We start from the raw sequence: 12324 nt of genomic DNA, 5'->3' as shown, positions 1-12324 counted from the left end.
TAGAGAATGCTTAAGTGAGCAGCTTTAGATAACTATCGTTTGATGATAGCTATAGTAATAATCTATGCAAGCTTTATCTCAGTTTCTCGGGCTAGAAAGCTTAGAGTCAGTAATAGACTGTTCGCCGCTAATGGTTGTGCCGGAAACACCACTATCAGATGCGATCGCTTTGATGGCAACACAGAGCAAAAGTGTCTTGGTCAGTTCTTGTTCACAGTTAGTGGGATGCTTCACAAAGCATGATATTGTACAGCTAATAGCTTCAGGGACTGACTTGAAAACAGCCAAGATTTCTGAGGTGATGCATACCTCGGTGAAAACATTGAAGGTGTCAGAATTTCAGGAAATGTCCTGTGCCCTGTCACTCCTATGCCAGCAGCAGTTGGATCTACTGCCAGTTGTGGATAACCAAGGGCAAGTTATCGGTGTGATCACTCCTGAGAGTATTTGTCAAGCACTGGCACAAGAAATAGAGAAAACTACAGATAACAACAAGCAAACTGAAGAACAACGGCGTTTGCTAGAGTCAGCGGTAGTGAATGAATCGGAAAAAATTCACGAATCCACTGAGATTGACAAGGATATCACGGCTTTTGAAACACTATGTGAAAGTGAACAGCGCTTTTGCATCATAGCTGATACACTACCTGTGCTGATTTCGATGTCAGATAGTTACACTTTGGGGAATTTTTTTGAGAAATGGCTAGAGTTTATTGGACGAACTCTAGAACAGAAATTAGGTAGTGGTTTGACACAAGGTGTTTATTCAGAAGATGTCCAAAACTACATCGCTAGTATTGGTTTTTTTGGGGTAGAGTACAGTATTTTGTTTCCAGGGCAATGGCATAAGTACAAATGGCTACCAATACACGCTATAGTACTTAAAGACACCACAGCCAAACCCGCCCGCCTCATTGGAGTTTCTGTGGATATTACCTCCCATGTACAGGCAAAACAGGGACAACTGTGGCAATCCCAGCAAATGTTGCAGCTAGTTATGGATACTATCCCGGAGGCTGTTTTTCCCAAAGATAGAGACTCGGTTTTCTTAGGTTATCATCCCAACTTTTGGCAAAAATCTCTAGCGATCGCTGAAGTTTGGTCTAGAGGAACTGACAAAACCTATTCCTGGTATTTGGTACGTGCTTTGCCGCTATGCGATTGCCAAGGAAAAATTTTCAATTGCTACGCTAGTAATAAACAAGAAGCGGCGCTACAAGAATGCAAAGTTGGCGAACAAAAGCAGCTGCAACATTTACTTTCTTTTAGCCCATCTGTCATCTATACCTGCAAGATTTCTGGAGACTTCGGCGTGACATTTGTTAGCGAAAATGTCACGACAATCACGGGCTATGAACCACGAAAATTTGTTGAAAATTCTAATTTTTGGGCTAGTCATATTCATCCAGAAGACACAACCCAAGTGTTTGCTCAACTGTCAAAGATATTAGAGCAAGGACAGTACACTGTAGAGTACCGATTTTTACACCAAGACGGCATCTATCGTTGGATATACGACCAAGGTAAGCTAGCCCGAGATCAAACTGGTAACCCTATGGAAATAGTGGGTTACTGGGTAGATATCACAGAACGGAAGAAATTAGAACAAAAACTCACAATAGCACTAGAAAAAGAAAAACAACTCAGCGAACTTAAATCTCGCTTTGTCTCCATGACTTCTCATGAATTCCGCACACCGTTGACTACTATCCTTTCTTCTTGTGAGTTACTCGAACACTACCGCCACAAATGGACCGAACAAAAACAACTCACTCACTTGCATCGGATTCAAACGGCCGTCAAGCGGATGACTGAAATGTTGAATGACGTGTTACTTATCGGGAAAGCGGGAACCGGGAAATTAGAGTATAGACCAACATCCTTTGATTTAGTCAAATACTGCCAACAACTGCTGGAAGAAATACAGATGAATTCCAACAACCAGCGCTTGATTTCTTTCATCAGTCAATATGAATCTATACCTTGCTGCATGGATGACAAATTATTGGGACATATTTTCAATAACTTACTATCAAATGCAATTAAATATTCCCCAGATGATAGCATTATCAAGTTTAGTCTGAGTTGTCAAAATGGACAAGCAGTATTTGAAATTCAAGATTGGGGAATTGGTATTCCAGAAGAAGATCTACCTTTACTGTTTGAATCGTTTCATCGTGCCAGTAATGTCGGCAATATACTAGGTACTGGATTGGGAATGGCAATTGTTAAAAACTGTGTAGATATCCATGAAGGTGAAATTTTTGTCACAAGCACGGTGGGTTTAGGCACAAAGTTTACTGTGATTATATCGTTAAATAATAAAATATAAATAAGAGGTTAATTATGACGAAAATTTTAATAATTGAAGATGAAGAATCAGTCAGAGAAAATATTTTAGATTTGCTAGAAGCTGAAGATTTTGAAACTATTGCTGCCCCCAATGGCAGAATCGGCGTAAATTTTGCTATTTCTGAAGTTCCCGATTTAATTTTGTGTGACATGATGATGCCAGAACTTGACGGTTATGGCGTGCTAACAGCATTACGTCAAGACCCGATGACGGCAACAATTCCCTTCATTTTTCTCACTGCCAAATCTGCCAAATCTGACTTTCGTCGAGGTATGGATCTGGGTGCAGATGACTATGTAACTAAGCCATTCACTCGGGCTGAGTTATTAAGTGCCATCATGAACAGGTTGAAAAAGCACGCTACTTTAAAAAGATATTTATCTCCTCAAACTGCACTTCACAACTTGTCTCCGAAAATGCAGTTGTTAGAAATTAGCTTACATCGGGCAATTAAACAAGATAATTTTCAAGAATTTGAGATTTATTATCAACCAATAGTGGATATTGCTTCTGGTAAAATAGTAGCCGCTGAAAGTTTGCTGCGTTGGCAAAGTCCGGAATTGGGGGTAATTTATCCCACAGAATTTATTCCCTTAGCAGAATCTACAGGTTTAATTGTTCCTATTGGAAAATGGGTAGTAAAAAAAGTCTGCGAGCAAATTAAAAGCTGGCGTGATGCTGGAATTTATTCATTGAATGTTGCTGTAAATTTGTCAGTACTTGAATTTAATCAACCAGATTTTATTCAGAAAATAGTCAATTTTATAGAAACCAATAAATTGCAAGCATATTGCCTAGAATTAGAACTTACTGAAAGTATGATTATGCAAGATATCAATAGTGCGATCGCTACTATGAATAAATTGCGTTCTCTGGGTATAAAAATAGCGATCGATGATTTTGGTACAGGCTACTCTTCTTTGATTTATCTGAAAAATTTACCAATTAATACTTTAAAAATCGACCGTTATTTTATTCATAATGTTGCCAACGACCCCCAAAAATCAGCCATTACCAAAGCATTAATTCAAATGGCTCACAATCTCAATCTAGATGTCGTTGCTGAAGGTGTAGAGACCGAAGCAGAACTAGCTTTTTTGCGCCAACACAACTGTAATTCCATGCAAGGTTTTCTATTTAGTCGTCCATTACCAGCAGCCGAATTTGAAAATTTTTTATTGACAAATAAATGTTTATATGTGTGAGGATTAGGGACTGGGGACTGGGGACTGGGGACTGGGGACTGGGGATTAGGGAATTAAGATTAGAAATACTATATTTCCAATCCTCAATCGGGAGTATCAATCCCCAATACCCAGTCCCCAATACCCAATCCCTTCAAAAAAATCGGACTTTAGGCTGGCGACAATTATTAAGTTTCAAGTCTAGAGTATAAAAATTGTGTATAGTGTTTACCGCCATGAAAGTTCCTGGGCGTTTCTTGCTACCAGTTTTTTTACTCACCTTGGTAGCAGCCTGTAACCAGACTCGCGCCTCCTCAGATAATCCACCACCGCAAACATCTGTATCTGATACCGAACTGACACAAAATACTACACAGTCAAAAAATATCATCCGGACTGAAGCATTTTCACCTAAACCTATCCAAATCAATCTCAAGAACTTACCGGCACCCTTCGCAACAGAAAGTGCGTCTAAGCGGCCTGAGGTTGTGCCCATTCCCCAAAACCCGGTACTACGCGTACCACCAGGCTTTACAGTTAACATTTTTGCTGAAGGTTTAAATGCCCCACGGTGGCTAGCTTTAACCCCCAATGGTGATGTACTGGTAACTGAAACCGGGCAAAATCGCATTTGTTTATTGCGTGATACCAATGGTGATGGTGTAGCCGATGTTCGAGAAACCTTTGCTACTGGGGACAACGGACTCAACCGCCCCTTTGGCATGGCTTTTGCAGGCGATTCCTTTTTTCTGGGGAACACAGATGCTGTATTGCGTTTTCCCTATACTCAAGGTCAAAACCAAATTACGGGCAACGGGCAAAAAATTGCTGACTTGCCTGCCCAAGGTTATAACAATCATTGGACACGCAATGTTGTTGTCTCGCCTGATGGCAATAAATTATATGTTTCAATTGGTTCAGGAACCAACGTCGATGAAGAACCCTTACCACGGGCTTCGGTGCAGGTGATGAATTTGGATGGTTCGCAGCAGCAGACTTTCGCCTCCGGTTTGCGTAACCCTGTTGGTTTGGATTTTCATCCTGTAACTAAGGAACTTTACACCACTGTTAATGAACGGGATGGAATCGGTGATGATTTGGTGCCAGATTATTTGACACGCATCCGAAAGGGAGAATTTTACGGCTGGCCTTATACTTACCTGACGCCAAAGAACCTCGATCCGCGTCAAAAAACCAAAGAACAAAGCAAACGCCCCGACTTAGCAGCCCGTACCAAAACCCCGGATGTGCTGTTTCAGGCGCACTCAGCAGCATTGGGTTTGCAGTTTTATGATGGTAAAACATTTCCAGAAAAATACCGTAACGGTGCTTTTGCTGCTTTTCGTGGTTCTTGGAACCGCGATCGCGGTACTGGTTACAAAGTTGTGTTTGTTCCCTTTGATACAAAAGGACAACCACAAGGCTATTACGAAGATTTTCTCACAGGGTTTTTGCTCAATCCTTCTGTACCAAGTACTTGGGGACGACCTGTGGGTTTACTTGTCTTACCAGATGGCAGTCTATTATTAACAGAAGAAGCCAATAACCGGATTTATAGGATTCAGTATACGGGAGGCTAGTTTGAAAATAGGGAGTAGGGAGTAGGGAGTGGGGAGTGGGGGAGATGAAGGAGATGAGGGGGATGAGGGAGTGGGGTATATTCGTTGTTTCATCGGGAATGGTTACCCAGATTTACTTCCTTTGCGGTAGATTATTGACAAATATTCATAATCATTGAGTTGAGAAATTAGTTATGACTCTGAATGAAAATAATACTCAGTCAAATATTAATGAAGCGTCTTCACATTCTGGTACACGGTACTGGGGTAATGTCGAGGTTATTGAAGAGGGAGCAACCTATAGAATTAGTCGCGTTGAAATCAAGCCCAGGCACGGCATTAAATCACAAATCCATTATCATCGCAATGAACACTGGGTTGTAGTCTCAGGTGTAGCGAAAGTCACTTGTGGTGATGAGGAAATACTACTAAATCGCAATCAGTCAACTTATGTTCCCGCAGCAACACTGCATAAGGTAGAAAATCCTGGTCATATTCCGTTAGTTATTTTAGAAATTCAAAATGGCGAGTATTTGGGTGAGGATGACACAGAGCGTCCCTATGACCTAAATTTGATCAAGTCTGTAGGGGAAAATGAGTAGGGGATGAGGGAGTGGGGAGTGGGGAGTGGGGAGATGAGGGAGATGAGGGAGATGAGGGAGATGAGGGAGATGAGGGAGTGAGGGATAAGAATTAATAACCAATGCCCAATGCCCAATGCCCAAATAAATCAAAACCACCCTTCTTGTTCCAGGGTTTCAATCAACTGCAAGCCACGCGGATCGCCTACTCCTAAGAGTGAGGCTTTGGCGTCTTCCCGTACTCCCAAATCTTGGTCTTCGGCAAAGGCTTGAATGAGAGCATCGATCGCTGTAGCGTAAACTACGTTAGAAGGTAGTTCGCGGCACAGTTGACCAATTGCCCAAGCACTGTTACTCCGTACTGCTGCTACTGGGTCATTGACTAAGGCTTGTATTAATGGTGGCATCGCCCCAATAATTGCTTCATAACTGACTTCTGCCATTTGTGCTAGGGCGCTAGCAGCCCACAAACGCACTGCGGAAATGTCAGTTTTTAAGGCATCTGCCAGGGGTGCTAAAGAACGGCGATCGCGACAGTTTCCTAAAGCCCAAACAACGCCTTTACGCACATAGCCATTCCAATCCTGATTCAATTGAGCAATTAACGGACTCACCGCCTCAGAACTGGGATTGCGTCCGATGCCATAAGCTGCACTCACCCGAACTAAGGGACAGGTATCAGTTAACAAGCGAATCAAAAGGGGGGTAGCACGAGCATCTTCAAGATCGCAAAAAGCACGCGCCGCTAACATTCTTTGCTGGGGCTGGGGACTGTTTAGCAGGGCTAACATTACTTCTGGATCGGGCTTAGGCACTTCCGAGGAGGCAGTTAGCGGCTCTATTTTATCTAAGGGGCTTTCTAGCTCCTCCTCTGCATCAAGTAGGCTTAGATCGTCTTCGTCATACATAATTTAATTTCAATCCCTTCTGGGGATTAACATGTAATCCCCGGCGCCAATAAGTTAAAGCTTTATATATATCAGTTGCGTTATTGTACACTTTCCGTGGTCTCTCGTTGACTTTGATCCAAACGAGAACGGCCATAACTCAGACGCTAAAGTATTTTATCGCTATCCTCTAATTTATTTTTGTGTATTGAGGAATTTTACCATCCATAGGGATTGGGTTTGATAACCCAACTGGTGGTAAAGATTTAATGCAGGTTTGTTTGATTGAAAAACTTGTAAACCAATTTGGCGATCGCCTCTTTGAATCGCCCAATTTTCCACATATTGCATCAAGGCTGTGCCAATACCTCGCCGCCGATGTTCTGGCGCAACATAGAGGACAAAGATATGAGCATGACGGTTACCCTGTACTTGATCTATGGCATTGCCCACCCAGACGCAGGCGATGGGGGGATGGGGGGATGAGGGAGATGAGGGGGATGAGGGGGATGAGGGAGATGAGGGGGATGAGGGAGATGAGGGGGATGAGGAAGAATTTACTTCCCTTGCTCCCTCATCTCCCCCTGCTTCCTCATCCCCCTCATCTCCCTGACTCGAAAAATCGACCCACCACAAGGGCGTATCGCTGGAGAAGTATTGCTTAACTGTTTGCTCTAGGTGGGAAAAATCCTGATTGGGAAAAAGATCTTGGTAAGTCTGCTGCATGAATTTTAGCAGCAGCGATCGATCTAAAGTTGAGCCACGGCGAATAAAGTACCCAGGTAGTAATTGCTCAGACACTTCTGATATTGATTTAGCTAGCTGAGTTGCGTGCAGGTGGTAAATCAGCAGGAGTAAGTTGAGAACTTACCCCTACCTCTTCAATTGGTGCGGGTGCTGCCATATCGGAGGGTAAAAAGATCCGAGCGCTGACTGCCACTAGGGCAAAGACAAATACCAAAACAACAAGCAGTGGGGCGATGTATTGACGAAAAATAGCCATATTTTAATTCTAAGGAAGCTCGGAACTTTTATGAGAACCCAGCTAAAGATTTGTAAAGTATTCTTGATTTATTTTAGCGATTTTCTGTGTATAGGGAATAGGGTATTGGGCATGGGAAGAGGCAGAGGGGCAGGGGGCAGAGGAGCTGTTTATCTCCCTCATCTCCCTCATCTCCCTCATCTCCCCACTTTCCACTCCCCACTCCCGCAGTACTATTCCCGATTGCGCTCTAAGTCATCAAGCACTCTCTCACAATACCAATTCTCTGGCATTCCTGGATAAGTCTCTTTTGCCTGTTCAATTAATCGTTCGGCAGCGGCGGTATCACCGGATAATCTGGCAATTAGCCTGTTTTTGAGATAGCTATCAGATACACCTTCGTCTACCTGGCTTGTTATTCCTTGATCTAATGATGACCGAGACTGCTCTCTCCGCAATTGCCAAAATAAAACGTAATAAAGTGTACCAAAAATTAAAATTAGGCTGAGTGTTCCGAAAAAAGTTAGGAGGTTAAATGCTAGAAATCCTAAAACTAACTGCGAGAGAACATACCCAAGTAATAAACCAGTAAGCAAGAGGATGAATGTGCCGACAGCAATAACTACTTGATTCCCCATATATCCTCTTCTTCGTCCTCAAGTCCTGGTCTGGATGCTGCCACTGGTCGAGGGTTCCAGGGAGCAAATACTGGCAATAGAAGTAGTCCTGGCACAGCGGCGGCGATGGTTATTAAGAAAAATATCGGCCAACCCGTCCTTTGGGCAATGGCGCCTCCTGGGGCTGACAGAATATCGCGGCTGACAGCCATCAAGCTGGAGAGCAAAGCATATTGGGTTGCGGAAAACCGCTGGTTACAAAGACTCATCAAAAAGGCAACAAAGGCTGCTGTCCCCAATCCACCACAAAATTGTTCTATGTTGATGGCAAGTACCATAGCTTGGTAGTTTTTACCGATATATGCTAGGAAAAAGTAAGCTAAATTACTTACTGCTTGTAGAATACCAAAAACCCAAAGCGATCGATTGATGCCTATAGCACTCAAAATCGAACCACCTGCTAGGGCGCCGACAATCGTAGCAACTAATCCCATGCCGACTTGAATTGCCCCAATATCGGTTTTGGTAAAACCTGTTTGCAGCAAAAAGGGCGTGGTCATATTGCTCAACAAAGCATCACCCAGTTTGTATAAGGTAATGAACACAAGAATTAAAATAGCGTATAAGATACCTTGACGCTGAAAAAATTCACCAAAGGGCAAGACAACAGCATCAGCTAAGGAAGCAGGAGGACTAATTTCCTTGGGTTCTGGTGCTAACAAGGTGGCAAAAATACCAATTAACATGATTCCTGCCATCAACAAGTAAACTGATGACCAGGGTAATTTATCAGCAAGTATCAAGGCTAAAGCACCTGCGACTAACAAGGCGATTCGATAACCTAAGATAAAAACTGCTGCACCAGCCCCCATTTCTAGTTTTTCCAAAACATCGGTGCGGTAGGCGTCAGCGGCGATATCTTGAGTTGCACTGATAAAAGCAATGACTATGGCGTTGATGGCTAAAAGCTGTAATGCTTGTTTGGGTTGTTGAAATGCCATGATGGCGATCGCTACAATCAAGCCAACCTGTGTCAAAATCAACCAACCCCGTCGTCGTCCCAAAACTGGCAAGGTGAATCTATCTATTAACGGCGACCAGAGAAACTTCAACGAATATGGTAACCCAGCGAGGCTAAACCACCCAATAGCGGCTAAATCTACCTTCTCCACGGTCATCCAAGCCTTCAAGGTATTACCGATTAACAATAACGGTAAACCCGATGCAAAGCCCAACAATAACAAAGCCGCCATCTTGCGACTACCGAAAACTTGCAGCAGCGATTCAATTTTCCTCATGGTTTCAACTTTTTGCCTCTTTTGAGGAAATCTCAGTCATGGTAATTGGAGTTTGGATAAAGTACAACAAGGCAATGAAAAAATGTATCATCTAAACTAATACCTATAAGAATTTGCGCGATCGCCGCAGCACTAATTGAGCATTAATACTTAGCAAAGGTAGTGTGTAGTTTTCTGCAAACACACTAACTCACCAAGATTTACTCGCCCTAAATCCAAATTCAGGATACCTTTATTGGGCAGTGCTTTACCTGATATCAATTTGAATAATGATTGCGACACACGGAGTACTCAAAGCGATCGCCAGTAAGGAACTTCCAGTGAAAAAAACATCCCATCCCTGCGGGACGCACTCGCGTTCGTAGGTTAGCACAGCTGTGCTACCCAAAAAATGTACAAATGATTTGGGATAATTTATTTTTTGGAAGTCCCTAATTCTTCGATAATCCAAAATCGTATTAACTTTCTTGAATTGGATAAACCTCATGCCCTCTTATTTGTACTTTGTGTGCGGCAAGGCATTTTTCCCAACCTTCACGAGTACCAATATCGCTTGTGTGCTTGAGCAATCCTAATTCCTCTTCTTGTTGGGTGAGTTTAGCAAATTCTTCGTAACGCGGGTATATATTGGTAACAAATGTTTCTTTTCGATGTAAAATTGGCGGATTTGCTCTAGTTTGATATTCTCGGTGAGTAACAGCTAGGGTTTTTAAGTCAATACCGATACTTGCTTTTAAAGCTGGATGAGGGTCAGTATCGAAATCAGGGTAAAAAAGATAGGATATTTGCGGTTTATCAATGTGATATTTTATCAATGTGGCTTGATCTACACGGCCAATGGTACGGCTAGCGCAGCCTTCGTAAATTCGCAGCAAAGGATCGAGTGCAGCAAGCGCCGAAACATGCACGTAAAGGGCACCGCGCGTGTGTTTACCAATTTTGCTTTTTTCACAAGCAGTTTGAATCACTTTCGGTTTGCCTAAGCTGAAAAGCTTTTGATCGGCGACTTGGCAAGCTTCTTCGTAACTACTAAAAAAGGCTTTGATGTCGTGACGCATTTCTGGCGCTAGTTTCTGCCATGCGGGGCGTCGATCAAAATGGGTGAGGGCGAGATAAACTTGGATATCTAGAGAACGACGATAAGCGATCGCATCCCATTCTGTTTCGTCGGTAGCTTGCAAAACTACGCCCAAAGCACGCCGGAAGTTACCAAATTCTATCAGTAATTCTTGTTCATTTTCCAATTCGCCTTTCACAGGCAGTCTACCGCGCTTGGTAAAAAAAGCCATGAGTGGTTGCAGTTGTTCTTGGTAATCTTCAAACCGCTTGGTGGGGATGCGGACTCGCGGTGTAGAAGAAGTAGAAAAGAAGCGGATAGCTTTGTAACTTTCTTTTTGGGCTTCATCTCGAAAAACAAAGTAGACACCCAGCGCTATGGGTACCGCATCCACATTTAGCACTTCATCAATGTAAGTTTTGAGTTCCTCTTGCTCGTAATATTTCTGAAAAGTATTGCGACGGGTTACAATGCCATCGTTGTAAGCCACCTGAGTTTTGCTGGGAGCATTAATCAGCACTTGAGCTGCGACAATTAAAACTTGCTGGGTGAGTTCCCAAGCTTGGATGAGGCTTTGACGGCGTTCCTCTGCATCTTCGATGACATTGAGGACGTAACCCAAATTGACGACATCAGCGGGGGTGAGTGGGACATCGGGATAGTAGTAAGGGTCCCAGCCTGCGCTGGTGTAGCCTAAGTTTGCTATTCGCTGCACATCACCACCGTAGCCGCAACCGTAGTCAAAAAAAGTGGTGTTTTGATCCAGGATTGCCCATTCTATGGCTAATCGCACGGGGCGGGAGATGTCAGTGCGAGCGATCGCGGCTCTATGGCGATCGATTTCTAAAGCTTCAGGCATAAGGGTAATTCGTAATTCGTAATTCGTAATTCGTAATTCGTAATTAAGAAAGTCGGGTAGATGCCGTTTTTTTTACCGATTACCTAATATGGTTTCAATCTTTGATGGCTAGTTCTATTAAATCTTCAATTTTCTTGATATTTTGATCGCCTGCTAAGTAACCGATACCGCGATGTAAGTGCAGGCGGAATTGGGTGGCGAGAGTTTCTTTGTCGGTGTCATAACCGTCGTTATGACAGCGTTGCTTGAGGGCGAGGAGGAGAATATCGGACATTTCGCCACCAAAGACGCGCCAACTCATTTCGACATTACTATCTTGGGGAATGGGGACGGGGGAGGGTGGGGTGGGTTCTGCTAAGGAACGACAAAACGCCCAACGGCAGAGGATATTCCATTGGTCAATTTTGGTGTTGCGTCTGAGTTTGAGGAGTTGGTCTTTGGCTGTTTGGGAAAGTTTTATTCTTTCGATTGGGGATTCCATGATAATTCGTAATTCGTAATTCGTAATTCGTAATTGATTTAGAGTGAGATTCTAGTTTTTCTTTTAGATGTGGGAAGCATAGATATTATGATTTAAAAGAAAAATATGGTAACTAATAGTAGCATTACTGACCGGACAAGAAGTTTTGCGGTAAGAATTGTTAAAGCTTGTTGCTTTTTAGATGAAAAGCCTGGAGTTTATCGAATTCTCTCTAAACAATTATTTCGTTCTGGGACTTCGATTGGTGCAAATGTTCGAGAAGCACAGTCCGCCCAATCTAATAAAGATTTTATCAATAAATTAGAAATTGCTTTGAAAGAAGCAAGAGAAACACAATACTGGTTAGAAATATTAATTGAATCCGAACTAGTGGATAGACACAAATTTCAACTACTTCTCCAAGAGGCAAACGAAATTGGTAAAATTCTAGTTGCTTCCACCAAACGACTCAAAGGCAAATAATTAC

The 12324-nt window shown here is 42.9% G+C and carries 12 protein-coding genes; 5 read left to right on the top strand and 7 right to left on the bottom strand.

The genetic code is table 11. The annotated features are described in order from the left end of the window. Positions 1 to 64: 64 nt before the first annotated feature. The 4 genes from IQ276_RS09410 to IQ276_RS09395 all read left to right on the top strand — a co-directional run bounded on the left by IQ276_RS09410 (position 65) and on the right by IQ276_RS09395 (position 5698). Positions 65 to 2332, top strand: a complete 2268-nt coding sequence (locus IQ276_RS09410; protein ID WP_193924179.1) for a PAS domain-containing protein — start codon at positions 65 to 67, stop codon at positions 2330 to 2332. Positions 2333 to 2346: 14 nt separating this feature from the next. Next, on the top strand, positions 2347 to 3558 hold the full coding sequence (locus IQ276_RS09405) for an EAL domain-containing response regulator (RefSeq protein ID WP_193924176.1): 1212 nt from the start codon (positions 2347 to 2349) through the stop codon (positions 3556 to 3558). A 215-nt stretch (positions 3559 to 3773) separates the two neighbouring features. Beyond that, positions 3774 to 5117, top strand: a complete 1344-nt coding sequence (locus IQ276_RS09400) for a PQQ-dependent sugar dehydrogenase (RefSeq protein WP_193925890.1) — start codon at positions 3774 to 3776, stop codon at positions 5115 to 5117. A 173-nt stretch (positions 5118 to 5290) separates the two neighbouring features. Further along, positions 5291 to 5698, top strand: a complete 408-nt coding sequence (locus IQ276_RS09395; protein WP_221705030.1) for a phosphomannose isomerase type II C-terminal cupin domain — start codon at positions 5291 to 5293, stop codon at positions 5696 to 5698. Positions 5699 to 5826: 128 nt separating this feature from the next. Here the strand turns inward: IQ276_RS09395 and IQ276_RS09390 are convergent, their stop codons facing one another. The 7 genes from IQ276_RS09390 to dndE form a co-directional block, all read right to left on the bottom strand. Then, positions 5827 to 6585, bottom strand: coding sequence for a HEAT repeat domain-containing protein (locus IQ276_RS09390; RefSeq protein ID WP_190882945.1), 759 nt, complete (start codon positions 6583 to 6585; stop codon positions 5827 to 5829). 174 nt (positions 6586 to 6759) lie between these two features. Next, on the bottom strand, positions 6760 to 7365 hold the full coding sequence (locus IQ276_RS09385) for a GNAT family N-acetyltransferase (RefSeq protein ID WP_235115546.1): 606 nt from the start codon (positions 7363 to 7365) through the stop codon (positions 6760 to 6762). Positions 7366 to 7378: 13 nt separating this feature from the next. Continuing rightward, positions 7379 to 7567, bottom strand: a complete 189-nt coding sequence (locus tag IQ276_RS09380; RefSeq protein ID WP_235115545.1) for a DUF8624 family small hydrophobic protein — start codon at positions 7565 to 7567, stop codon at positions 7379 to 7381. A gap of 212 nt (positions 7568 to 7779) precedes the next feature. After that, entirely contained in the window at positions 7780 to 8184 is a 405-nt protein-coding gene (locus IQ276_RS09375) for an ABC transporter permease (RefSeq protein WP_190882949.1), read from the bottom strand. Beyond that, the gene (locus tag IQ276_RS09370; protein WP_193922298.1) at positions 8169 to 9461 is read right to left on the bottom strand and encodes an AmpG family muropeptide MFS transporter; all 1293 of its coding nucleotides are present in this window, start codon (positions 9459 to 9461) and stop codon (positions 8169 to 8171) included. Before IQ276_RS09370 ends, IQ276_RS09375 begins: the two co-directional genes overlap by 16 nt. A 458-nt stretch (positions 9462 to 9919) precedes the next feature. Further along, positions 9920 to 11377, bottom strand: a complete 1458-nt coding sequence (locus IQ276_RS09365; RefSeq protein WP_193922297.1) for a DNA phosphorothioation-associated putative methyltransferase — start codon at positions 11375 to 11377, stop codon at positions 9920 to 9922. Between the two features lie 94 nt (positions 11378 to 11471). Then, positions 11472 to 11858, bottom strand: coding sequence for a DNA sulfur modification protein DndE (gene dndE, locus IQ276_RS09360; RefSeq protein ID WP_235115544.1), 387 nt, complete (start codon positions 11856 to 11858; stop codon positions 11472 to 11474). A 105-nt stretch (positions 11859 to 11963) separates the two neighbouring features. Between dndE and IQ276_RS09355 the strand changes: the two genes are divergently transcribed. Beyond that, complete coding sequence (locus tag IQ276_RS09355; protein ID WP_193918359.1) at positions 11964 to 12320, top strand: four helix bundle protein; 357 nt, start codon at positions 11964 to 11966, stop codon at positions 12318 to 12320. The last annotated feature ends 4 nt before the right edge of the window (positions 12321 to 12324 follow it).

The organism is Desmonostoc muscorum LEGE 12446 (genome assembly GCF_015207005.2).
GTDB classification, from domain to species: Bacteria; Cyanobacteriota; Cyanobacteriia; order Cyanobacteriales; family Nostocaceae; genus Nostoc; species Nostoc muscorum.
The sequence above is the reverse complement of the archived record's forward strand: the minus strand, read 5'-3'. Positions and strand labels throughout refer to the sequence as shown.

Excerpts from the sequence above, each read along its gene's own strand:
- IQ276_RS09390 (WP_190882945.1), bottom strand. The coding sequence starts at position 6,585 with ATGTATGACGAAGACGATCTAAGCCTACTTGATGCAGAGGAGGAGCTA.
- IQ276_RS09370 (WP_193922298.1), bottom strand. The coding sequence starts at position 9,461 with ATGAGGAAAATTGAATCGCTGCTGCAAGTTTTCGGTAGTCGCAAGATG.
- IQ276_RS09375 (WP_190882949.1), bottom strand. The coding sequence starts at position 8,184 with ATGGGGAATCAAGTAGTTATTGCTGTCGGCACATTCATCCTCTTGCTT.
- IQ276_RS09400 (WP_193925890.1), top strand. The coding sequence starts at position 3,774 with ATGAAAGTTCCTGGGCGTTTCTTGCTACCAGTTTTTTTACTCACCTTG.
- IQ276_RS09365 (WP_193922297.1), bottom strand. The coding sequence starts at position 11,377 with ATGCCTGAAGCTTTAGAAATCGATCGCCATAGAGCCGCGATCGCTCGC.
- IQ276_RS09395 (WP_221705030.1), top strand. The coding sequence starts at position 5,291 with ATGACTCTGAATGAAAATAATACTCAGTCAAATATTAATGAAGCGTCT.
- dndE (WP_235115544.1), bottom strand. The coding sequence starts at position 11,858 with ATGGAATCCCCAATCGAAAGAATAAAACTTTCCCAAACAGCCAAAGAC.
- IQ276_RS09355 (WP_193918359.1), top strand. The coding sequence starts at position 11,964 with ATGGTAACTAATAGTAGCATTACTGACCGGACAAGAAGTTTTGCGGTA.
- IQ276_RS09380 (WP_235115545.1), bottom strand. The coding sequence starts at position 7,567 with ATGGCTATTTTTCGTCAATACATCGCCCCACTGCTTGTTGTTTTGGTA.
- IQ276_RS09405 (WP_193924176.1), top strand. The coding sequence starts at position 2,347 with ATGACGAAAATTTTAATAATTGAAGATGAAGAATCAGTCAGAGAAAAT.
- IQ276_RS09410 (WP_193924179.1), top strand. The coding sequence starts at position 65 with ATGCAAGCTTTATCTCAGTTTCTCGGGCTAGAAAGCTTAGAGTCAGTA.